The sequence below is a fragment of the Mesorhizobium sp. M0145 genome, assembly GCF_040322355.1.
GTDB lineage: Bacteria > Pseudomonadota > Alphaproteobacteria > Rhizobiales > Rhizobiaceae > Mesorhizobium.
Window position 1 is genome coordinate 38,721 of the sequence record NZ_JAMYTK010000020.1, and the last position, 23,599, is coordinate 62,319.

The 23,599-nt window shown below is 62.6% G+C and carries 11 protein-coding genes; 4 read left to right on the top strand and 7 right to left on the bottom strand.

What is annotated here, in order from left to right; genetic code table 11:
* Positions 1 to 87: 87 nt before the first annotated feature.
* Positions 88 to 228 (bottom strand): hypothetical protein, encoded by a 141-nt coding sequence (locus NKJ28_RS24575; protein WP_352637275.1) that lies wholly within the window; start codon positions 226 to 228, stop codon positions 88 to 90.
* A gap of 235 nt (positions 229 to 463) precedes the next feature.
* Here NKJ28_RS24575 and NKJ28_RS24580 point away from each other — a divergent pair, with 235 nt between their 5' ends.
* The 3 genes from NKJ28_RS24580 to NKJ28_RS24590 all read left to right on the top strand — a co-directional run bounded on the left by NKJ28_RS24580 (position 464) and on the right by NKJ28_RS24590 (position 3,003).
* Positions 464 to 919 (top strand): hypothetical protein, encoded by a 456-nt coding sequence (locus NKJ28_RS24580; protein ID WP_352637276.1) that lies wholly within the window; start codon positions 464 to 466, stop codon positions 917 to 919.
* On the top strand, positions 916 to 1,968 hold the full coding sequence (locus NKJ28_RS24585) for a serine/threonine-protein kinase (RefSeq protein ID WP_352637277.1): 1,053 nt from the start codon (positions 916 to 918) through the stop codon (positions 1,966 to 1,968). The genes NKJ28_RS24580 and NKJ28_RS24585 overlap by 4 nt, the downstream gene beginning before the upstream one ends.
* Positions 1,969 to 2,412: 444 nt before the next feature.
* Positions 2,413 to 3,003, top strand: coding sequence for a transglycosylase SLT domain-containing protein (locus tag NKJ28_RS24590; RefSeq protein ID WP_352637278.1), 591 nt, complete (start codon positions 2,413 to 2,415; stop codon positions 3,001 to 3,003).
* 14 nt (positions 3,004 to 3,017) lie between these two features.
* On the opposite strand, the gene NKJ28_RS24595 is transcribed toward NKJ28_RS24590, so the two are convergent.
* The 6 genes from NKJ28_RS24595 to NKJ28_RS24620 form a co-directional block, all read right to left on the bottom strand.
* Positions 3,018 to 5,438 carry a dipeptide ABC transporter ATP-binding protein gene (locus tag NKJ28_RS24595; RefSeq protein ID WP_023675849.1) on the bottom strand — a complete coding sequence of 807 codons (2,421 nt, stop codon included), beginning with the start codon at positions 5,436 to 5,438 and terminating at the stop codon, positions 3,018 to 3,020.
* A gap of 63 nt (positions 5,439 to 5,501) precedes the next feature.
* Positions 5,502 to 6,659: an ABC transporter permease gene (locus NKJ28_RS24600; RefSeq protein ID WP_023675848.1), complete on the bottom strand. Its 1,158-nt coding sequence runs from the start codon at positions 6,657 to 6,659 to the stop codon at positions 5,502 to 5,504.
* A gap of 11 nt (positions 6,660 to 6,670) precedes the next feature.
* Entirely contained in the window at positions 6,671 to 7,705 is a 1,035-nt protein-coding gene (locus tag NKJ28_RS24605) for an ABC transporter permease (protein WP_023675847.1), read from the bottom strand.
* Between the two features lie 221 nt (positions 7,706 to 7,926).
* Positions 7,927 to 9,579 carry an ABC transporter substrate-binding protein gene (locus NKJ28_RS24610; protein WP_352637279.1) on the bottom strand — a complete coding sequence of 551 codons (1,653 nt, stop codon included), beginning with the start codon at positions 9,577 to 9,579 and terminating at the stop codon, positions 7,927 to 7,929.
* Between the two features lie 261 nt (positions 9,580 to 9,840).
* Positions 9,841 to 15,891, bottom strand: coding sequence for a translocation/assembly module TamB domain-containing protein (locus NKJ28_RS24615; protein ID WP_352637280.1), 6,051 nt, complete (start codon positions 15,889 to 15,891; stop codon positions 9,841 to 9,843).
* Positions 15,891 to 17,816, bottom strand: coding sequence for an autotransporter assembly complex protein TamA (locus NKJ28_RS24620; RefSeq protein ID WP_352637282.1), 1,926 nt, complete (start codon positions 17,814 to 17,816; stop codon positions 15,891 to 15,893). The genes NKJ28_RS24615 and NKJ28_RS24620 overlap by 1 nt, the downstream gene beginning before the upstream one ends.
* Before the next feature lie 273 nt (positions 17,817 to 18,089).
* Here NKJ28_RS24620 and NKJ28_RS24625 point away from each other — a divergent pair, with 273 nt between their 5' ends.
* Positions 18,090 to 23,570 (top strand): alpha-2-macroglobulin family protein, encoded by a 5,481-nt coding sequence (locus NKJ28_RS24625; RefSeq protein ID WP_352637283.1) that lies wholly within the window; start codon positions 18,090 to 18,092, stop codon positions 23,568 to 23,570.
* The last annotated feature ends 29 nt before the right edge of the window (positions 23,571 to 23,599 follow it).

The following is a 23,599-nucleotide window of genomic DNA, read 5'->3' on the forward strand; positions in this document are numbered from 1 at the left end:
TCGCTAAAACCGTCGTCGCCGAACGCAGCTGATTGTCCGTGCAACCTCTTTAGTTCGTGGGATCGGGTTCAGCCTGCCCTCTGGCCGCTAAAGAACGTCGCCCGGATCAAATGGCACTCCAGCCACCCGAAGCTCCTTCGCTAGTTCGCGCTCCCAATTCTTGCCATCGCCGGACTGCACATAACCGATGCCATCAAAGTCCGAAGGCTTCTCGACATCTTCACCCATCAGCGCACAGACGTTCTTTGGACCTAACTTTCCGATAAAACCTTAAGCCTTGCCACCCATCAACAGACCAGAGTGCTCGGCGGAAGAATTTCACCGTGTGTTTTGCATCGTCGAAAAATTAACGCATACCGACGCACTAGCGATTCGCTTTACAATCTGGCAATACGAAGTCGAACAGCTCGCATTGAGTTGCGCTGTCTTTAGTTGCATTTGAACACAATTTGGGATGGGGAAAATGGCATCAGTTGCAGCGGTCGTCAGTTCGAGTTCCATCATCCTTGTCGAAGGCGAATATAACGCAGACGGGACAGTAACGATCATTAAGGACGAGACGCTCAACATTGAGAGCGGTGATCGCCACAAGGCGTACGCGATAATGGCGACACGCATTAGGGATCGTCTCACCTCCGACGTAGACACTGTCCTTGTCAAAGCAAGTTCTGGAGGCCAGTTCGCGGCTAAGACGGTGGTTCTCCATGCTGCCGAACTGCGTGGAGTATTCCTCAGCGCCATACCCACCCACGTCGAAGTCGTACAAAAACAAATAAAGACCGTTAGCAGGGGGCGGTCTCGGAAGGTGGACGAGTACGTCAAAGACGACGACTATTTTGATGAGAAGTTCGGAGGCGTGAACCTCCGCAAGGGAAGTCGAGAAGCTGCTTTTCTGATTCTGAACGAAGGCGACGAATGACCAACTATCTTGCAGGCCTTCAGCAAGGTGTACACCTCGGTGACGGTGCATTCGGCGCGGTGTTCAAGTGTACCGATCCGGTTCAGGGACCCGTGGCGGGGAAGTATTTTTACGCGGCCAAATTTCCATCCCCGCAAGCTTGGCAAATCGCTTGCCAGAAGGCTCTCGCCGAGGCTCAGACGCTTAAAGCCCTCGAGCATGTAAACATTTTGAGGGTGCACCATGTTCTGGTGACCCACCAGGGCTCGGAATTCCTGATTGTGACGGAGTTCTGCGACAAAGGATCCGCACGCGCCGTGGCGGAGAGCAATCGAATAGTGCTGAAAGACGTTAAGCACATCGTCCGCGAAGCCGCCATCGGACTGAATTACATCCATAGTCAAGGCTACCTCCACCGCGACGTTAAGCCGGAGAATGTGTTCCTTAAATCGAATGGCGCTGTTAAGGTAGGGGATTTCGGGTTAGTAACCGATGAATTGCAGTTCGGTTTCGCTACGCCCTACGGCACTCCGGTGTATTGGGCACCGGAAGTTCTCGTCGACAAGACCTGCTCAGCGGCTTCGGACATTTATTCGCTCGGTGCCACGTTCCTGAACTTGGTTTCTGGTGACCATTGGTTCTTCCGAGAGGGTCGCGGTCAGATCCTGCTAGACGGCCCTGCTGGGCATCCCATAATCACAGATGACCTGCGCTACTTGCCGCATGTTACCCTCTCCTGGAGGACCACAATCAATAGCCTCTTGCGATCGGCACCGGACAGGCGCTGTGACTCCATGTCCAAAGCCGTCAACCTTATTTCGCGACTACCTACCGTCGAAGACTGGGTGTGCGACGTCGCAGATGACGAGATAAGTTGGTCAATGACCGACGGAAAAAGACGCCTTTTCGTAAGATGGGAGAACTATTTCAGAACAGGCGAGGCATGGGTCGCTTATTCCGAAGGTCTCAAGGGCGAAACAAAACGAACGCTGGCTAAGAGCATTGCTTCTGACAACTGGAAGCAAAAGTATCGCGCCCTCCAGCTTTTTTTTGAAGGACGAACGCCCTAAGGGCTTCGTTCAGCTTTTGATTGGGACTATCGCCTGTTCTCCGGTTCTGCCTGTCACCAGCCGGAATCCGGATGTCTTGGAGCGGACCAGTGCTACCCGTTGTTCTCGACACTCGGAGCAAAAGCTATCCTTGGCTGACACGTATCTCGGCGGTGTCCAGTCGCGACCACAATAACGGCATTTCGGTTGCGCCAGCCGCAATTGCCTTTGTGCCATTACCGAATCCTCGCCCAGCCCTCTTGCGGAATATACCGTGAACAAAAGATTGTAAACCTCTCGACTGATGATACCGACTGATGGGTTAACGTAGCCTCACTAACTCGCCGAATCGGTGGCGACGCGATGGCGTTTGCGCCATTCCTGATCCTTCAACTCTACGCCCCCGACGAAGCGTTAACGGACGCCGCAAGATTCCTTTTATGTTTTCGGCCTAATGCTCTTCCAATGCGTAGGTCGAGTTTTAGTAAAATTATAGCGATTGCCGCGCCGCTGGCGCTCTCGGCCTGCGCGACGCCGCCGAACCACATCAACGATGTCTGCGCCGTTTTCGACCAGAATGACAGCTGGTTCGACAATTGGCAGGCGGCGGCACAACGCACCGAGCAGAAATACGGCGTGCCGGTCCCAGTACTGATGGCGACGGTGCGCAAGGAATCCGGCTTCAAGAGCAACGCCAGGCCGCCGCGCACCAAGCTGCTGGGCTTCATTCCCTGGAAACATATCTCCAGCGCCACCGGCTTCTCGCAGGCGCTCGACGGCACCTGGGCGCAATATCAGAGCGAGACCGGCAGCTGGGCGGCGCGCCGCACTCGCTTTGCCGATGCCGTCGATTTCGTCGGCTGGTATCATTCCAAGACCGCCGAGACCCTCGGCGTCGCCCGCAACGACACCTACAATCTGTATCTCGCCTACTATCTCGGCTGGAATGCCTATAAGCGCGGCAATCGCGGCGACGCCGACGTGCAGCGCTATGCGCGTGCCACCGAACAGATGGCGCAGGACTACGCCGCGCAGCTACGGCAATGCGCGCCCTAGCCTATTAACGGCTCTCAGCCGCCCTTGGGTTTGCGCGGCTTGCGCGTGGCGTCCTCGGCCTGTCGGCCGTCGCCGACAGTCGGCGGCATGATTGGTGCCACCTGGCTGTCGGCAGAGCTTGAGGTGCCGGTCTCTGAAACCTCGTCGCGAACCTCGTGACGGCGGGCTTTGGCGACCGCTTCGGCATTCTCCACTGCCTGACCCTCGGCATCGGCTTCAACGCTGCCAGTCTTGCCATGCGGGCGCTTGGGCGGATCTCCGGCAAAGCCCGGGCCAACACCGTGGTTTGCATCATCCGGCACGCCCTCATTTGCGGCGTGCTCCTTGTCGAATTTGATCACCGGCTCCATTTTCGCCAGCACGTCGTCGGACAGCCAGCACAAGCTCATATGGCCGTCGCCGAGATTTTTGACTGGCGGCACCTTGGTTTCGCAAAGGTTGTCCGGCACCAGTTTCTTGTAGCCGCAGCGCGTCTGGAACGGACAGCCGGACGGCGGGTTCATCGCCGAAGGGATGTCGCCCTCCAGCACGACGTGCTTCTTGACCACGCTTGTGTCGGCGATCGGGATCGCCGACAGCAATGCCTCGGTATAGGGGTGATAGGGCGGCGCGAATATCTGGTCGGTCGTGCCTTGCTCAACGATATAGCCGAGATACATGACGACGACGCGGTCGGCGATGTAGCGCACAACCGACAGATCGTGGCTGATGAACAGCATCGTCGTCTTGTTCTTGCGCTGGATGTCCATCAAGAGCTCGGTCACCGCGGCCTGGACCGACACATCCAGTGCCGAGACCGGCTCGTCGGCCACCACCACCTTGGCGTCGCCGGCAAAGGCACGCGCAACGCCGATGCGCTGTTTCTGGCCGCCTGAAAGCTGGCGCGGCTTGCGTGTCTCGAATGCCCTCGGCAGCTTCACCAGGTCGAGCAATTCCAGCATCCGCTTGCGGCGGTCGGCCACCGAGTCGCCGACATTGAACTTTTCCAGCGTACGGATGATCTGCGAACCGACCGAATGGCTGGGATTGAGCGTGTCGAACGGATTTTGGAACACCATCTGGATCGATGACACCGTGTCGACGCTGCGCTTCTCGATCCCGGTCGACTGGATCTCCTTGTTGCCGAGCTTGACGCGGCCGGAGCTTGCCGTTTCGAGGCCGAGCAGCACCTTGGCCAGGGTCGATTTTCCGCAGCCGGATTCGCCGACGATAGCGACGGTCTCGGATTCGCGCGCCATGAACGAGATCGTCTCATTGGCCTTGACGACACGGCCCTCGCTCGAGCCGAACACTTCGCTGCCGCCGACCTTGTAGTACTTCCGGAGGTCTTCGATCTGGAGCACCGGCGCACCGGGCACCACCCGCTCGTTGACCTTCTTGGCGCCGGGTGGCAGCGCCTCCCAGTCGATCTCGTTGAAGCGCACACAGCGCGAGAAATGCCCGTCATGGCCTTCGACCGCGATCATCGGAATTTCGGCGGCGTTGCAGACGCCCTCGACGAAATGGTGGCAGCGCGGGCCGAAATTGCAGCCCTTCGGCCGCTCGTGCGGTAGCGGCAACTGCCCCGGGATGGAGATCAGCGGCCGCGAATTTTTGTCGGCGCCCGGCAGCGGGATCGAGCGGAACAGGCCTTGCGTGTAGGGATGGCGCATCCGGTCGAAGACGTCCTTGATCTTCCCGGTCTCCACCGCTTCGCCCGAATACATCACCGTGATGCGGTCGCAGGTCTCCAGGATCAGGCCGAGATTGTGCGACACGAAGATCATCGAGGTGCCGAACTTCTCGCCCAGCCCCTTGACCAGGTCGACGATGCCGGCCTCCACCGTCACGTCGAGCGCTGTCGTCGGCTCGTCGAGCAGAAGCAGCGCCGGCTTCGACAGCAGCGCCATGGCAATGACGATGCGCTGCTGCTGGCCGCCGGAAAGCTGGTGCGGGTAGGAACGCATCATGCGCTCGGGATCCGGCAGCTTCACCGCGCGCACCATTTCCAAGGCGCGTTTGTAAGCTTCGTCCTTCGACACCTTGTCGTGGATCAGTGGCACTTCCATCAGCTGCTGGCCGACCTTCATCGCCGGGTTAAGACTGGCCATCGGCTCCTGGTAGATCATCGCGATCTTGTTGCCGCGGATAGCTCGCAGTTCTTCGTCGGACAGTTCTCCCATGTCCTTGCCCTGGAATTTGATCTTTCCGCCGACGATCTTTCCGATGTTGGAGAGGTCGCGCATGATGCCCAGCGACACGGTCGACTTGCCGCAGCCGGATTCGCCGACAATACCCATCGCCTCGCCAGGCATGACCGTGCAGGAAAAATCCATGACCGCCGGGATTTCGCCCTTGCGGGTGAAGAAGGAGATCGACAGGTTCTCGATCTCGATGATCGGCCCATTGGTCGGCCCATTGGTCGGCTTGGCGGGATTTCGAACTGCCTCATTCATGGGTCGCTCCAATCCTTGTTCTTCAGGCATGTCGGGCCGAACCCGGCATCGATCTTCCCGGCATCAATCCTTCATAGACTGTTCGCGCAACGAATCCGCCAGGAGGTTGAGGCCGAGCACGAACGACATCAATGCGATCGTCGGCGGCAGCGCCGGGTGGATGAAGGAGCGCAGCAGCCGGCTGGCATCCTTGATCGCCGTGCCCCAGTCCGGGCTTTCCGGCGCCAGTCCCAGCCCGAAATAGCCGAGCGTGCCGAGCAGGATCGTGGTGTAGCCGATGCGCAGGCAGGCGTCGACGATCAGCGGCCCGCGCGCATTGGGCAATATCTCCCACAGCATGATGTACCAGGGCGATTCACCGCGCGTTTGTGCCGCCGCAACATAGTCGCGCGTTTTGATATCCATGACCAGGCCGCGCACGATGCGGAACACGCCGGGGCTGGAGGCGAACACCACCGCCACGAAGATGTTGAGCTGGTTGGGATCGATGTGGATGATCTTGAACGGATCGGCATCGAAGACAAGGCCTGCATAGATCCAGCCGCCAAGTACCAACGTCAGGCCAAGCAGGATATAGAGGCGGTCGGGGCGGTTCTTGTAGCGCGTCCAGAACAGCACACTGAAGAAGATGATGGGAAACAGGAAGAACAGCCCTGCCATCGCGTAGGGGATCGGCGTGTCCATGATGCCCGGCGTCACCAGCAGGTAGAACAGGAGGATCACCGGGAAGGCCAGCACAAGGTTGGCGAGGAAGGACAGCACCGTATCGATCTTGCCGCCATAATAGCCGGCCGGCAGGCCGAGCGTAATGCCGACCATCAGCGCAAAACCGGTCGCCGCCGGCGCGATGATCAGCACGATCTGGCTGCCATAGACCATGCGGGAGAACACGTCGCGGGCGAGCTTGTCGCCGCCGAAATAGTATACAAGTTTCGACGCCGGCTCGATTGCGCCCGGCAGCGCGTCCTTCATGATCGGCACTTGGGCAAGCGGATCGAAGGGCGAGATGGTCGACGCGAAGATCGCCGTAAACAGCCAGAACAGGCAGATGCCGACGCCGACGATGCCGACGCCGCTGTCGAAAAGCTGGCCGTAAAGGCCTAGCTTCTTCTTGTAGCCGAAGCTCGCCCCCATCACCAGGGCGAGAGCGATCCAGACCGGCCAGAAGCGGGTAAGCACGCCGAGTACGACGTTGAAGGCGCTGAGATATTCGACCTGCATCCGCCGGTCTCCTATTGAACTCTGATGCGCGGATTGAGGAACGCGTAGCCGACATCGGAGATGAGCTGTGTGATCAGGACGATAAACACCGAGACCAGCGAGCAGCCGAGCAGAAGATCGATGTCGTTGTTGCCGGCGGCCTCGACCAGGGTGTAGCCGAACCCCTGGTAGCGGAACATCACCTCGACGATGACGACGCCGGTGAGCAGCCAGGGGAACTGCAGCATGATGACCGTGAATGGCGCGATCAGCGCGTTGCGCAGAGCGTGCTTTATCACCACGCTGCCGAAGGAGAGGCCCTTCAGCCGGGCGGTTCGGATATATTGCTGTGTCATCACCTCCACCATCGAGGCGCGGGTCATGCGAGCGATGTAGCCGATGCCGTATATCGCCAGCGTCATCACCGGTAAGGTGAAATTATAGAAGGTGATGCCCTGGCTGGCCGAGGCCGCCGAACCGTTCAGCACGCCGAGCCAGGAGGCAAAGATCACGGTGAAGATAACGCCCGAAACATATTCGGGCGTCGCCGTCGAGGCGATCGAAGCCACCGACAATGTGCGGTCGGTGCGTGAACCCTCGCGCATGCCGGCGAGAATACCGATCAAAAGCGAGATCGGCACCATTACGGCCAGCACGCAGAGCATCAGGATGCCGGTGGCGCTGAGCGCCGGAAAGAGTTTCGAGGCAACCGTCGTCTTGAACTTGGTCGAGCAACCGAAATCGCCTTGCAGGATGCCGGAGAATGTCGGCACGACAGGATCGTTGCAGAAGGAGAAACGCTGTGCGGGCTTGCCGGTCGCCGGGTCGGTCACCGGCTGCTTGGGCATGATGCCCAGCCATTGGCCGTAGCGGATAAAGAAATTCTGCCGATAGCCATGGTTGACCAGCCAAGCCTCAAGCTGCTCGGCGGATGTGTGCATTTCGGTCTGGCTGATCGCGAGCTTCTTCAGATTAGGCCCGAGATTGACCAGGAAGAAGACGATCATCGTCAGGCACAGCATCGTCAATGCCATGGTGCCGAGACGCCTGATAACGAAAGAAAGCATGGCGGTCCCCTGCCGGTCGGGTTGGGGGGTGGAACCGGTTTGCAAGCCGTGCGCTGCCGCCAGCGGCAGAACAAGCCTTCAGACCAGTCCCAGATGCAATACCCTTTTTATTGCAGACCCAGGCCGAAGAGTCCGCAACTTTTTGCTGCGCCGACTTCCGGTCCAAGGACCATGCAAAGAGCGAGGGAAAGGGGCGAGACGCCCCTTTCCGGATCGTCCGGTCAGGCCTGGTCGAGCCAGACCTTGCCGTAGTCGCGCTCGAAGGTCGGGTGCATCTTGTAGTTCTGCACCGCCTTGACCGAATGGCTGTAGAGCTTGCGCCAATAAGGCTGGATGATAATGCCGGAATCCTGCAGGATCTGCTCGATATCCTTCATCATTTCCTTGCGCTTGGCGGCATCGGCAACTGCCAGCGCAGCGTTGAGCTTGGCATCCCACTCCGGATTCGACCAGGCCGTCTCGTTCCAGGCCTCACCTGTGCGATAGCCGATCGCCAGAACCTGGACGCCGAGCGGCCGCATGTTCCAGTTGGTCATCGACAGCGGATACTTCGTCCAGTCGTTCCAGAAGGTCGAACCCGGCAGCACCGTACGTTTGACCTTGATGCCGGCGTCGCGCATCTGCGCGGCGATCGCATCGCCTGTGTTCTTGTGCCAGTCCTCGTCGACCGTGATCAGCTCGTGCTCGAAATCGGCCTGGCCGGCTTCCGCCATCAGCGCCTTTGCCTTCGCCGGGTCGCGAGCAACCTTCGGCAATTCGTAGTATTCCGGATGGATCGGGGCGACATGGTGGTTCTCGGCAACCGTGCCGGCATTGCCGTAGCCGAGCTGGAGGACGACAGCGTTGTCGACCGCGAGCTGCAGGGCGTTGCGAACCTTCTGGTCGCCGTAAGGCTTGTTGGCCACATTGGTGCGGCAGACGATCGTCGAGGCGGTGACGACCTCGGACTTCGCCAAGTCCATGCCGTCGAGGATCGACACATAGTCGGCCGAGGTTTCGAAATTGGTGTGCACTTCGCCTGCTTCGAAAGCGCTGACCATCGCCGCCGGATCGGTGCCGTAGTCGATGAACTCGATGCCGTCGAGGAAGACGTCACCATCCCACCATTTGTTGTCTTCGCGGCGCTTGTAGACCACTTTCTGGCCGACATCGTAGGAGACCAGCTCGAACGGCCCAGTGCCGATCGGGCAGGACTTGAAGTCGCCGCCTTTTTCGTCGAACGTCTTGTGGACGATGAGGCCGGGATAATCGCACACGTTGGGAATGAGGGCGATATCCGGCTTGCTGAGCGTCAGCTTGATCGTGTGGTCATCGACCTTGGTCACCGCGCTCTCATCCAGCTTGTCGTCCTTGACCAGCGAACCGAGGCGACCCGGCATGGAATTGCCTTCGGCCTTCTTGTCGGCCCAACGCTTGAGGTTGAAGATGACGTCGTCTGCGGTGAACGGATCGCCGTTGTTCCAGGTGACGCCTTTGCGCACATGCAGCGTGTATTCGGTGGCGTCGTCATTCACGTCCCAGCTCTCCAGCAGATAGGGGCGGAACGTGTATTCGGTGGTGTATTTGACCAGCGGCTCGAGCGCCTGGCGCTCGGCATTGGCGATTTCCGACCAGTCGGACTTGCGCGGATCCTTCGGATCCTTGATCCATTGCGCGACCTTCAGTATGCCGCCTTTCTTGCCCTTCACCTCTTCCGCCTTGGCCGGCGTGGGGTCTGCGAGGCCAAGCATGCCATAAGCCATCGCCGTCGACGCGCCGAAGACGCTGGCGAGAGCCAGAAATTCGCGACGATCCATCTTGCCTGCCTTGGCATCTTCGGCCATGGCCAGGATGTGATCGGGAACGCGGTCGCCGTTACTCTTGTAGATCGTCATGACTAACTCCCATTGTTGGCTTTCTGCCTTTTAACATTCCGCATCCGCGCCATGATGTCAAAGACGGCAGGGATTGGGAACATGCCAAGGAATGTGCAACTTTGAAAGCAGGGCGGTTCGCGCGATAACGACAGTCTTGGCGCAAATTTGCTACTGCGCCAGGGATTTCGTCCGAAATCCCCACGGGCAATTAAACTGGGACATTCGCCGCTGCGCCGTTCGTTCTTCGGACAACCAACTGTTCCGCGCGAACGGCCGGTTTCAATATTCCCGTTCGTAGAAAACACCGCCTTTGGCTTCGCCGGCGTCGGTTGCCTCGCCACGCAGCTTGACGCCGCGCCCGACGTCGAGATCGACGGTTGCCTTGCCCGAGCCCGGCCTGTCGCCCTTCTGGATCGTCACATAGGTGCGGTCGTTGAGATACTTGCCCGCCGAGACGGCGGTACCGCCCTCTTCGTCGGTGATCACGTCGAGGTCGTCGACGCCGATCGCGCTGCGCAGGTTCTGCAGCAGGGAGGTCGAGCCGCCGACGCCGGCCAGTTGTCCGGCAGCCTCGGCAAGCTGCGCGATCTGCAGCGGCGACAGGTTCGACATCGAACGGCCGAAGATCAGCTGCGCCAGCACCTCATCCTCCGGCAACGCGGGTACCGAGGAGAAGGTGAATTTCGGGTTGGTCGCCTCGCCCGACACCACGATGGTCACGGTGGCGCTGGTCGTCTTCGACTGCGCCGTGAGATTGAGGTAGGGCACCAGAGAGCCGGAAAAGCCGACGGTGCCTTCCGTGAAGGTCAGCCGCTTGGCAAGGATCGTCAACCGCCCGCGCCGCAAGGTGAAGGTGCCGACCGCCTGGGGTGACGATGCCGGGCCGGTCAGCCGCAGCGAACCGCCGAGCTCGGCGTCGACACCCCTGCCCTGGATGAAGATCTGGCTCGGCGCATTGACCATGACGTCGAGATTGAGGCCGCTGCCGCCGCCACCGCTGCTTGCAGCGGCCGGGCGCAACGCCTTGTCCTGCGCACGTACGGCGGCCGGCGCATTCTTGTGCTTGACGTTGAGCTCGGCCAGCGAGCCGGGCAGCTTTTCGGGTACGGTGATGACGGTCTTGGCCAGGTTGACGGTACCGGAAATCACCGGCGCGGAGGTGAGCGGTCCCTTGACGGTCAGGTCGCCGCCGAGATTGGCGGTGACCACCTTGCCGTCGGTATAGCGGCCGTCGACGAGCTTGATCGACAGATCGGCCGGAAAACCCTTAGCCGGATCGATGCCGACGGTGCCGCTGGCCGAAAGGCTGCCGCGCGTCGACAGCGTGCCGGTCAGGCGATTGATCCTTGCCACGCCGCCACCGACGGCGACATCGGCAGTGATATCGTTGATCGCAAGCCCCGAGCGCGCGTCGAGCAGGCGGGCGCCTGACGTGCGGACCGTGCCTGAGATCACCGGCGACGTCGCCGGGCCGCGCACCTGCACATCGACGTCGGCCGTGCCGCTCAGGGACAGGCCTTGCGCGGCGAGTGTCCTGGTGAGGAAGGCGAACGGCACCTTGCCGGAAAAGTTGAGATCAAGGGTGGGCGCGCCTGATGTCGTCATCGTGCCGCCGCCCTTGAGGCCGAGGCCGGCGGCATCGCTCATGTTGGCGTCGAAGGTCAGTCTGTTGCCCGAATACGTACCTGAGGATGAAACGCCCATGCCGCCGAAACCTGCACCACGGGTCTGCGACGTCTGAACGCCTGCGGCGTCGATCTTGAAGGCAACGGCCGGATTGGCCGGCGCGCCCGTCACCTTCACCGTGCCCGAGATGGAACCGGCGGCATCGAGGCCCGGCGAAAAACTGTTGGCTATCGAGATCGGGACGCGGGCCAGCGTCGCGTTGAGGTCGAACGCCTGCCCAGCCTTGCCCGTGACCGTCGCCGTGCCGCCGCCGAGGTTGAGCACCAGCCTGTCGAGGCTGGTCACTCCATTGGCGATGTTGATGGTCGAGGCCTGGGCGATGGCCGCCTTGACGCCGCGGATGGTCGCCTCGCCGGAGGCAAGTTCGACCGTCGTCGTGCCCTTGACCGCCTTGACCCGGCCGGCCGCCCTCAGCGGAATATCCTTGACGGTGGCGCCACCGGAAAAGCCGGTCCATTCGCCGTCGCGCTTGAGATCGACGTTGACGCCCCGAATAGCCGTGCCGCCGGAAGTTACGCTGTCGGCACGGATTTTGCCCGAGATCACCGGTGCCGCCAGATAGTTGGCGATCAGCGCATCGATGCTCACGGCCTTGGCCGAGACATCGCCGCGCGAGATCGAGGCCGTCGTCGCCTTGACGGCGACTTGCGGCACTGTACCCGCCTTGGAGAAGGCGATCGTGCCGCGCACATCGCCATCGGCCTTTTCCAGTGCCAGGGCCGCAAGCGGACCGATATCGGGCAGGTCGAGCGCCACGGTGCCGGCCGGCAGGAAGGCATCGTCAAGCGCCAGGTCGCCGGAAATACGGTTCTTGCCGAGCGACAGCAAAAGCCCGTTGATGGCGCGTTTGCCGTCCGATGTCGCCAGCACGGCACTACCCTGCAGCGGTTGGCCGCCGACATTTCCGGTGAGTTGCACATTCGCAGCCGGGTTGGCGGCATCAGCCTTGCCGGTGGCAGTGAGCTTCAGACCGGTGATCTCGCGCGCCGCGACCGAAAGCCTGTCGCTGTTGACACTCAGCGACAGATCCGGCGCGGTGCTGGCGCCTTGCGCATTCAGCGCGAAAGAGATGGCGCCTTTGGCGTCCTTGGATAGCAGCGAGACGTCGCCTAGCGCGCCTTTGACGTCGGCGCTCAGCTTGTTATCGGCAAGGCTCGCCTGCCCGTCTGCGGTCAGCGCGCCTGATGACAGCCTGATCGCGTTGGCGGTGACATTGCCGTTGGCATCCCGCTTCAGCGCGGCACTGAGTTGCGTTCGCTCGGCGAGCACGCCATGCACCGCCGCCGGCAGCGCCGCCGACGCGGCATCCGCCTTGAGATTTAGATCGATGGCGCCGTCGGCCAGCGAGACCCGCCCGTTGAAGCCGCTGTTCAAAGCGTCGCTGATCACCGTGCCGCTATCGATGATGACAGCGTCGGCGGCCAGGCTACCGGCGACCTTGGCAGTGATTTTCCCTGCAATCAGCGGCGCGACGGTCGGATTGTCGATTCCGAGTTTTTCGGCGGTCACCAAGCCGGAGATCGGCCCGGTCCGGGCTTTCACGTCGAAGCGATCGGAGTGCAGCGCAAGCGTGATGCCCTCTATCTTAGCTAGATTGGTGGCGGCCGATGGCAGCGTCGCGGAGATGTCGAGCTTCGGCTGGGTGCCCTGCCCGGCCGCCTTTAGCGATATCGCCTGCAGCTCGAGCTTGATCGGGCTCGCCTTGCTGCCGAGCGACAACGGCAGGCTCGGACCGGTAGAGGCCAGGTCGAGCGAAAAATCGCTGGCACCGTTCGGATTGATGGTGCCGGCTGCCTTGCCGGAGATTTTCTCGCCGGCAAGCGTCGCCTGCTCGATGGCCAGGCCGCTGGCCGACGAGAAACGGCCTGCCGCGTCGAGATCCACCGGCCCGAGCCCAGCCTGCCGGGTCTGGCTGGTTTCGGCGCCGCTGAGCCGGGCGGTGAAGCGAATATCTGGGGCAGCCGACGATCCGGTGACCTGCGCGGTGCCGCTGAGCGCGCCCACGGCATCGAGACCCGGTGAAAAATCATTGGCAAGCGCTGCCGGCACCGCCGACAAGGTGGCAGCGAGATCGAGCGTCTGGCCAGCCGTACCCGACACGGCAACCGAACCACCGCCGACACCGAGCGCCAATTTCTCTATGCTCACCCTGCCATTGGCGATTGTCAGCGCTGATGGCTGCGCGACAGCTGCCTTGATGCCGCGGATGGTTGCCTCGCCCGAGGCAAGCTCGATGCTGGTGATGCCGTTCGCAACCCTGACCCGCCCGGCCGCGCTGGCCGGAATGCCGGCGACCGTGGCGGCGCCGCTAAAGCCGGTCCAGTCGCCATCGCGTTTCAGGTCGACATCGATGCCGCTGATCATCGTGGTTCCGGAGGTGATCGTGTCGGCCTTGATCTTGCCGGCGATTGCCGGTGCTTTGAGATAATTGGCGACCAGCGCGTTGACGGCGATTGTCTTCGCCGCCAGTTCGCCGCGCGAAATCACGGCGCTCGTCGCATCGATCGCGACCGTCGGCGCTCCGTTGTCGTTCGCAAAGCGGATGGTGCCACGCACGTCGCCGGCGACCGACTGGCCTGCGAGTGCGGCCAGCGGAGCAATATCGGCGGCATCGAGGGTCAACGTGCCGAGCGGCAGCAGGTTGTCGTCGAGCCCGAGGTCGCCGGAGACCTTGTTGTCGGCTAACGAGACGGCAAGTCCATTGATGGAGCGCTTGCCGTCGGTTGTGACCAGCGATGCCTTGAGGTCGAGCGGCTGGTCGTCGACCGAGCCGGTCAGCGAGACATCGGCGGCGGGACTGGCGATATCGGCCTTGCCGCTCGCGCTCAGCTTGATCTGCTTCACCGCATGGCCGGACGCCGTCAGGCTGTCGCTGTTGGCCGAAACCGAGAAATCCGGTGCGCTGCGCGCGCCGCTTGCGGTAAGCCCGAAACCGACGGCGCCGCCGACCTTGGCGCCGACCAGCGGCGACAGCACCGACACGTCGCCCAGCGTACCCTTGATATCGGCCCGGATATCGGTGCCTTGCGCACTGGCGGTGCCGCTGGCGCTAAGTGTGCCGGAGGTGAGTTGCAATGCGTTGGCGGCGAACGCACCGTCCGGGTCGCGTGTCGCGGTTGCGGAAAACTGCACGCGCTCGCCGAGAACCGAGCTGATTTGCGGCGGCAGAGCCGTCGAAGCCGCGTCGGCATTCATCTTGAGCGTCATCGACAGATCGGCAAGCGCCACTGTGGCTGTTACGGATGCATTGAGCGCGTCGCTGCGTAGCGTGCCTTCGTTGACGACAATCTGTTCCTTGCTGACGGAGCCGGCGAGACCGGCGCTGACCCTGCCCGTTATCAGCGGCGCCAAAGTCGCGACGTCGGTGTTCAGGCCGGCCGCCGTCAGCTTGATGGTGACCGGCCCGCTACGGTTCTGGATGTCGAAACCATCGGAATGCACTTGCCCGATCAGGTCGTCCACCCGCGTGCCGCCCGCCACCACCGAGACCAGCGACGCGCCGATATCCACCATCGGCGCCTTGCCATCGCCGAAAGCGCGGGCCGTGGCATCCTTGATTGCCACGGTTATCGGTTGCGCCTCGCTGCCGAGGCTGAGCACGATCGGCGGCCCCTTTGCGGCGAGCTTCACCGAAAGGTCGCTGGCGCCGTTCGGATCGACAATGCCGGCGGCGGTCGCGTGCAAGGCGCCGCTGTCGATATTGGCGCGCTCGACATCGACGCCGCCGGCCGCGGTCGCCGTGCCGGCGAGGTCGAAGCTGGTCTTGCCGACAAACAGCGGTTTCAGGGTTTCGGGCAGGAAGCGCTCGAATTCGCCATCGCCGTTGGCCTCGACATAATGACCCTTGTCGGTGAGCTGATGGCGACCGGTAAGCTGGGTGACGATCCGGCCGTCGACAACGAAGGTCCCGATGCCATTCCAGTTGGCGAGCGGTCCAGTGCCGGAAACGACAATGTTGACCGGCGGCGCGCCCGGCAGGTTGAGCAGGTTGGCGATGATGCCGCCGGCCGGCTCGGATGCCTTAAGGTCGAGGTCGAGCTTGTTGTCGGCCGGCGCGAAATGGGCTTTGGCGTCGACCGTGCCTTGCTTGCCGTCGTGGCGAACGATGTTGAGGTTGGTCTCGATCGCCAATGGTGAGGCGTCCGCCTTGAGCGCTCCCTTGGCTGCAAGTTCGGCGACACCGCTGCCGGCCAGAGCCTGCCCGAGCGCGATTTCGGGAAGGTCGAGTTGCCTGACGTCGATGGAAACCGGCAGCGTCGTCGCTCCGCTTTGGCTCGACTGTGTATTGGCCACCGGCAGCCTTGCCAACTCGATACGCTCGGCCCCAATGCGATCGGCGCTGAAGCTCTTCGACAGGAGTGCCAGCGGCGACCAGTCGACGGCCACGTTGCGCGCCACCATCCAGGCGCCTTCGCGATCCTCCAGAACGACATGATCGAGCCTCAGCGCGCCCGACCAGATACCGTCGATGCCGACGACAGTGACCTTGCGATCACCGGTCGAGGCCATGGTCGAGATGATGCCGGCAAGGTTTTCGCGGCCGCGCTCGGTTTTGGTCAGCACGACGAGCGCCCCCACCGCCGCTGCCACGACGATGAGCAGCGTGTAGAAAAGGATACGGAGGATGCGCCTGAATATTGCCATCAGAATGCCTGGCCGATGCCGGCATAAATGCCGAAATGAGGATCGTCGGGGCCGCGGTTGAGCGGCACCGCCGCGTCGACGCGCAGCGGCCCGAACGCCGTCAGATAGCGCAAGCCTACACCCGCGCCGACCTTCATGTCCGAAAAATCGGGGACCTGCCTGGTCGACACCGTGCCGGCATCGACGAACGGCACGACGCCGATCTTGTCGGTGACGGCGATGCGCATCTCGACCGAGGTCTCGAAGAACGAAAGCCCGCCGATCGGCTCTCCATTGCTGTCCTTCGGGCCGATGCCTTGATAGGCATAGCCGCGCACCGAACCGCCGCCGCCTGAGTAGAAGCGTCGATCTGCCGGAACATCTTGAAGACTGGCGCCGATGATAGAGCCGATGGCGACACGTTCGGCGAAAACGAATTTCGAGGCCGAATCGAGTGACTGGTAGGCCGACCCCTCGCCCTTCAGCTTGACAAACGCAGCCCCGCTCAAAATGTCGTAGCTCGGCTCGCCATAGGCCAGCACCCTGAAGCCCCGGGTCGGATTGAGCTTGCTGTCGCGATTGTCGTAGACATATTGCAGTGGAATGCTGGCGATCAGATAGGTGTGCTTGCCGAAAGCGTCGTGGATCCTCGAATAATCCAGCGCGACTTGCGCGGAAACCGTCTGCTTCTTGTCGAGTTCGTAGGATAGGCCGGTGCTGCCCTTGACCGAGAAATGGTCGTAGGCGTCGGGGTGCTCCAGCACGGTATTGACGCTGGCAATGAATTTCGACGCCGGCCCGATCACGCCCGGCTTTTCGAACATGACGCCGGCATTGTAATTGAGCTGGGTCAAGTCGTTGCTGCCGATGCCGCTGATCTTGCCGTCGATGCGCAGCTTTTCGGCGCGGCCAAACAGATTGCGATGCCCCCAATAGCCTTCGAGGCCCAGCCCTTCGGTGTTTGAGAAGCTGCCGCCAATGCCGAAATAGCGCGGCTTGCGTTCGCTTACCTGGACACCGATCGGGATGTTGCCCTCGGCGTCGAGGGCGTCGGCTTCCTTCACCGTCACGCTGTTGAAGACCTCGAGCCCGAGCAGCCGGTCGCGCGCATCGTCGATCTCATCGGGCGAATATTGGCGCCCGCGCTTAAGGCCGGTCATATATTCAGTGAAGTCGCGGTCGACGTTTTCCGTGCCCTCGACAGTGGTGTCGCCATAGCCGGCGACCGGGCCGGCCGCGACGGCAAGCGTCACGTCGAGCGTCGAACCGGCGTGCTCGGCGACGATCTCGCGGCCCGTCACCTTGGCCAGCGGCCTGCCTTCTTGCTTGAGTGCCCGCACGATCGCCGCCTCGGCCTTGAGCACGGCGCCCGAACTGGCGTCACCGCCGGCGATCAGGCCGAAATCGGCACTTGCCAGCCCCGCCGCATCGCCTTCCAGTCTGATGTTGCCAAGCGTGAATTTCGGCCCGGCTGCTATGCGTATCACCACCGGTATCGGCTGCGGACCCGAAAACTCGGCATCGGGCGGCAGATCGTCGAGCGGCTTGCCCTGAATAGTGATGGTGACGACACCCTCGTAGCGGGCGTCAGTGTAGAGTGCGGCAACAAGTTGCTCACGGTCACTGCGCGCCTTGGCCAGCAGGCCGAGAGAACCGGATACCGGGTGTTCCTCGTCGGCCTTCAGCGCCGAGGCGTTTTCGAGCTTCTCGGCGAGATCCTTGTCGGCGTCCGGCGCCTCGATCGTCACCGCATAGCGCAGCGGGTCGACGATATCGGCATCTTCGTCTTTGGATCCCCACAGCTTGATGCCGAAAATCTCGAAGGCTGCCGCACTTCCGGTTTCGGCAACAAGTGCCGTAGAGCACAACAATGCGAAAAGCAGGGCGCGCGAAAGCGCGCGCCGTGGCGCGGTTCCTCCCGACATCTGCCTTTCATACGCCGGCATTACGCTCCTAGCCTAGCTCGCAAACCTAAAATTGGAATGAAGTTCTGAAGCACTCGTAAAGGGGCCACAATCCAATTGCTGAAATAGACAGGGCTTGGAACTCACACCTTCTGCGTCGCCGCAAGAAAGCGTGATCCCCTGTCCTATGGAGCTACTACCGGTCACCGGCCGGAAAGCAAACCGTTGGCAGGCGGATCCTGCCGCGTCCCGATGTTGACAAGCGCGACTGAAGCTTGAAGATTTCTGGACGTAAGCACTTGTCTGGAGGGGTTTATGGCAATGCGCGCGGCTCGTGGTCTATCGATTCTTTTCCTTCTCTTTTTTGCCTGGAGCGGTGTCGCGCAAGCGGCCGAAGCCCGGCGGGTGGTGACATCGGACAATTCCGACTATTTCGGTTTCGATCTCAGATCCGACCAGAATGTCAGCCTCGACCAGTGCAAGACCACCTGCCTCGGCGACCCGGCCTGCCGCGCCTTCACCTACAACCTCAAGGCCAAATGGTGCTTCCTTAAATCCGATTACAATTCGTTGAAACCCTTCGGCGGCGCCGTCGCCGGCAAGATCGTCAACATCGATGGCGATCCCGACATCGGCGCGCCACCCGAACTCGCCTTCTTCCCCAACTGGATGGCCGACCAGGCCCAGCAATACCGCAACAAGCTCACTGGCCCGACCTACACCAAGCCGACAGAAGGGCTGACGGCGCTGAGAGCCGGCGCCGAACAGTCGGCGTTGACGGGCGATCATCGCTCGGCCATGCACAAATACGAAGCGGCGGTTTCGGTGTTGCCTTATGATGGCCAGCTCTGGCTCGAGCTGGCGCGCGAAACGCTTGCCGTCCATCCGACCGCCAACAGCTCGGAGCCGTCGACCCTACCGGCGAACGCCACTTCCGCCGCCTTCAACGCCTACAAATTGCTGCGCACCACCAAGACGCGCGCCGACGTGCTGGCGCTGCTCGGGGACGGCCTTGATCGCCGCGATCTCTACAGGCCGGCCCTGCAGGCCTACGAGGCGAGCCTCGCTCTCGTCAATTCGCCGGCAGTCAGGGCCGCCTATCAGGATCTCAAGGCCCGCAAGGGCTTCCGCGTCATCGATCATACCGTCGATGCCGACACCAGCGCGCCACGCATCTGCGCGCAGTTCTCCGAGGAACTGGTCAAGACCGGCGTCGACTACTCGCAGTTCGTTACTGTCGACAACGCCGCTCCCAAGGGCGTCGAAGCCAAGGACAAGCAGATCTGCGTCGAAGGACTCGAGCACGGCCAACATTATGACGTGACCTTCCGCGCCGGCTTGCCGGCCGCCATTGGCGAAGTCACCGCGGCACCGGTGGTTCTGTCGATCTACGTGCAGGACCGCGCGCCTTCGGCCCGCTTCACCGGCGACAGCTTCGTGCTGCCCGCAGGCGCACGCCGCGGCATACCGGTCGTCACCGTCAACATGAATGCCGCCGAAATGAAGCTCTTCCGCATCGGCGACCGCTCGCTGGCCCAGCTTCTGTCGGGATATCAGTTCCTGCGCCAGCTTGACGGCTACGACATTTCGAACATCTCCGAACAGATGGGCGAGCCGGTCTGGCAAGGCCAGCTCGACATCGCCAACGACCTCAACAAGGAAGTCACTACCTCCTTCCCAATCGACGAGGCTTTGCCGAAGCGCAAGCCCGGCGTCTATGTGCTGACCGCACAAGCCGTCAACGATCGCAGCGACGACTATGATTCGCACGCCACGCAATGGTTCGTCGTCTCCGATATCGGCCTGTCGACCTATACCGGACAGGATGGGCTGAACGTCTTTGCCCGTTCGCTCGCAACCGCCAAGCCGATCGCCGGCGCCGAGCTGACGCTGCTGGCCAGGAACAATGAAATCCTCGGCACCGCGACCACCGACGCGGAAGGGCGGGCGGTGTTCAATCCCGGCCTGACGCGCGGCGACAGCGGCATGGCCCCGGCCGTGCTGATGGCCAAACAGGGCGACGACGATTTCGTCTTCCTCGATATGGGCCGCGCCGGCTTCGACCTGTCCGACCGTGGCGTCGCCGGACGGCCGGCACCTGGCGCGCTCGACGTCTATGCCTGGACCGAGCGCGGCATCTACCGCGCCGGCGAAGATGTCCATGTCGCGGCTCTTGCCCGCGACAGTGCCGCCAAGGCGGTCGAGAACCTGCCGCTGACCTTCATCTTCTCGCGGCCCGACGGCGTCGAGGACCGCCGCATCGTCAGCGACGGCGCATCGGCCGGCGGTCACGCGGTCGACCTGCCGCTGGAACCCAACGCCATGCGCGGCACCTGGACGGTGGCGATCCATACCGATCCCAAGCAGGCGGCGGTCGCCAGCCAGATGTTCCTGGTCGAGGACTTCGTACCGGACCGCATCGAGTTCGACCTGTCCTCCGACAAGCAGGAGATCGCGCAGGGCGAGACCGCCAACATTACCGTCGACGGCCGCTTTCTCTACGGCGCGCCGGCCGCGGGCCTCGCGCTCGAAGGCGAATTGACGCTGTCGACCGCCCGCGACTGGGACCGCTTCAAAGGCTATTCCTTCGGTCTGGCCGACGAACAGTCGGCGGAACCGACGGTGACGCCCTTCACCGGCCTGCCGGTGGTCGGCGAGGACGGCAAGGCGACCTTCCCGGTCTCGGTCGATCAATTGCCATCCACCACCAAGCTGGTCGATGCAAAGGTCACTGTCAGGATGCGTGAAACCGGCGGCCGTGCCGTCGAGCGCTCGCTGAATATCGGCATCCGCCCGCAGGGCCACATGATCGGCATCCGCCCGGATTTCGACGACGACGAGGTGCCGCAAGACGGCACGGCCAAGTTCAGCCTGATCGCTGTCGACCCAGACGGCAAGCGTGAGGCGCTGAAGGGCGCGCAGTGGTCGCTGGTCAAGGTCGAGCGTAGCTACCAGTGGTACCGCTCGAGCAACTCCTGGAACTATGAGCCGGTCACCTTCACCAAGGCGGTGGCCAACGGCCAGGTCGACCTGAGCGCCGATGGCGAGGCGACGGTGTCGCTCCCGGTCGACTGGGGCCGCTACCGGCTCGAGATCGAGACAGCGGATCCGGAAGGCCCGGCCACCAGCTACGAGTTCGACGCCGGCTGGTATGTCAGTTCCACCACCACCGAAACGCCCGACGGCCTCGAGATCGCCCTCGACAAGGATACCTATGCGGCGGGTGAAGTGGCCAAGCTCAAAGTGTCGCCGCACTTTGCCGGCGAGCTGCTCGTCACCATCGGCGCCGACAAGCTCCTGAAGACCGTCACCGCCAGCGTGCCGGCCGGCGGCAGCACCGTCGACATCCCGGTCGGCGACGACTGGGGTGCCGGCGCCTACGTCACGGCAACGCTGTTCAGGCCGGGCGATGCGCAAGAGACACGTATGCCGGCGCGCGCCATCGGCGTCAAATGGCTGAAGCTCGATCCCGGCTCGCGGAAGCTTGCCGTCAGCTTGGCGCCGCCGGACAAGACCATGCCGCGCCAGCAGCTGTCGATCCCGGTCGCCGTAGCCGGCGTTCAGCCCGGCACCAACGCCTATGTCATGGTCGCGGCCGTCGACGTCGGCATCCTCAACCTGACCAACTACAAGGTGCCGGATCCGGAGAACTGGTTCTTCGGGCAGCGCATGCTCGGTCTCGAGGTTCGCGACATCTATGGCCGGCTGATCGACGGCTCGCTGGGCACAACCGGTAAGCTGCGCACCGGCGGCGACGGCGCCAACATGCAATCGCAAGGCAGTCCGCCGACCGAAAAGCTGGTCGCCTTCTTCTCCGGCCCGGTCCAGCTCGACTCCGACGGCAAGGCGCGGATCGACTTCGACATACCGCAGTTCAACGGCACCGTGCGCGTCATGGCCGTCGCCTGGACAAAGGAAGCAGTCGGCCATGCCCAGTCCGACGTCATCGTTCGCGATCCGGTGGTGATCACCGCCGGCCTGCCGCGATTCCTGGCGCCCGGCGATTCCGCCGTCATGCGGCTCGACGTCGCCGACACCGACGGCCCCGCTGGCGACTACAAGCTGACCATCGACACGACGGGCGACCTGTCTACCCGCAGTGCCGCCTTGCCTGAAAAGCTGACGCTGGCCAAAGGCAAGCGGCAGACGCTGACCGTGCCGTTGATTGCGCAGACCGCAGGCAACGCCTCGATCACCATCAAGCTTGCGCATGCCGACGGCACCGCCGTCGAGCAGACGCTCTATGTGCCGGTGCGCCCGGCGCAACTACCGGTGACCACCCGCATGGTCGTCGACCTCAAGGGCAATGGCGGCGCGCTGCGCGTCGACAAGGAACTGCTGGCGGCAAGCCTGCTCGATGGCGCTTCGGTCAGCGTCGGCGTTTCGCAGGCGGCTGCCTTCGATGTACCGTCGCTGCTGATGACGCTCGACCGCTATCCCTATGGTTGCGCCGAACAGACCACCAGCCGCGCCATGCCGCTTCTCTACGTCAACGAGATGGCTTCCGGCATCGGCATGGCCAGCGACCCCGATCTGCATGGCCGCGTCCAGGACGCTATCTACAAGGTGCTGAGCTATCAGGCCTCGGCCGGCAGCTTCGGCCTGTGGGGTCCGGGTTCCGGCGATCTGTGGCTCGACGCCTATGTCACCGATTTCCTCACCCGGGCGCGCGAGCAGAAGTACGACGTACCGGCCCTGGCGATGAACCAGGCGCTGAGCAATCTGCAGAACGCGATCGGCTACGATCAGGACGTCCAGGATCGCGGCAGCGAGATCGCCTATGCGCTCTATGTGCTTGCCCGCAACAAAAAGGCCTCGGTCGGCGATCTGCGTTATTATGCCGACACCCAGCTCGAAGCCTTTACCAGCCCGATGGCCGTCGCCCAATTGGCGGCGTCTCTCGCGCTCTACGGTGACACCCAGCGCTCGGAGGCAACCTTCCAGGCCGCGCTGCAACTGGCCAAGTCGACGCCCGAATATGACTATTACCGGTCCGACTATGGCTCGCCACTGCGCGACGGCGCGGCGATCCTGGCGCTTGCCGCGGAAAGCAAGCCGGTGCCGACCATCGTGCCGGCGCTGATCCAACTAGTGACCAGGGAACGCGCCGACGCCAGGTGGACCAGCACACAGGACGAGTCCTGGATGCTGCTGGCGGCCCGCGCGCTGAAGGCCGGCAATGATTCGATCGCGCTGACCGTCAACGGCGCACCGCATGCCGGCGGCTATTCGGACCAGATCGCCGGTGGCGACCTGGCCGACAGTCCGCTGACCATCGTCAACACCGGCAGAAATCCGCTGCAGGCGGTCGTCACCACCGTGGCTTCGCCGATCCAGCCTCTGCCGGCCGGCGGCAACGGCTTTACCATCAGCCGTACCTACTACAAGCTAGACGGCACAGAGGCCAACGTGACGGAGGTCAAGCAGAACGAACGCTATGTCGTCGTGCTCAAGGTTTACGAGCAGAACACCTGGCCTTCGCGACTGCTGATCAGCGACCTGTTGCCGGCCGGCTTCGAGATCGACAATCCGGGCCTGGTCTCCAGCGCCCAATTGACGAACTTCTCCTGGCTGGCGCAGACCGATGCCGCCCATCTCGAATTCCGCGACGACCGTTTCGTCGCGGCGTTCAATCCCAACGACGGCGACGGCGACCGCAACATCACACTCGCCTACGTCGTGCGCGCGGTGACGCCGGGCACCTACGCCCACCCGGCGGCAACGATCGAGGACATGTACCGGCCGCAATATTCGGCCCGCACCGCCACCGGCATGATGGAGGTCAAGGCGCCGTAAGGCAAAAAATGGCGGATAGGAATATGGCG

Excerpts from the sequence above, each read along its gene's own strand:
- NKJ28_RS24615 (WP_352637280.1), bottom strand. The coding sequence starts at position 15,891 with ATGGCAATATTCAGGCGCATCCTCCGTATCCTTTTCTACACGCTGCTC.
- NKJ28_RS24600 (WP_023675848.1), bottom strand. The coding sequence starts at position 6,659 with ATGCAGGTCGAATATCTCAGCGCCTTCAACGTCGTACTCGGCGTGCTT.
- NKJ28_RS24605 (WP_023675847.1), bottom strand. The coding sequence starts at position 7,705 with ATGCTTTCTTTCGTTATCAGGCGTCTCGGCACCATGGCATTGACGATG.
- NKJ28_RS24580 (WP_352637276.1), top strand. The coding sequence starts at position 464 with ATGGCATCAGTTGCAGCGGTCGTCAGTTCGAGTTCCATCATCCTTGTC.
- NKJ28_RS24585 (WP_352637277.1), top strand. The coding sequence starts at position 916 with ATGACCAACTATCTTGCAGGCCTTCAGCAAGGTGTACACCTCGGTGAC.
- NKJ28_RS24590 (WP_352637278.1), top strand. The coding sequence starts at position 2,413 with ATGCGTAGGTCGAGTTTTAGTAAAATTATAGCGATTGCCGCGCCGCTG.
- NKJ28_RS24625 (WP_352637283.1), top strand. The coding sequence starts at position 18,090 with ATGGCAATGCGCGCGGCTCGTGGTCTATCGATTCTTTTCCTTCTCTTT.
- NKJ28_RS24610 (WP_352637279.1), bottom strand. The coding sequence starts at position 9,579 with ATGACGATCTACAAGAGTAACGGCGACCGCGTTCCCGATCACATCCTG.
- NKJ28_RS24595 (WP_023675849.1), bottom strand. The coding sequence starts at position 5,438 with ATGAATGAGGCAGTTCGAAATCCCGCCAAGCCGACCAATGGGCCGACC.
- NKJ28_RS24620 (WP_352637282.1), bottom strand. The coding sequence starts at position 17,816 with ATGCCGGCGTATGAAAGGCAGATGTCGGGAGGAACCGCGCCACGGCGC.
- NKJ28_RS24575 (WP_352637275.1), bottom strand. The coding sequence starts at position 228 with ATGGGTGAAGATGTCGAGAAGCCTTCGGACTTTGATGGCATCGGTTAT.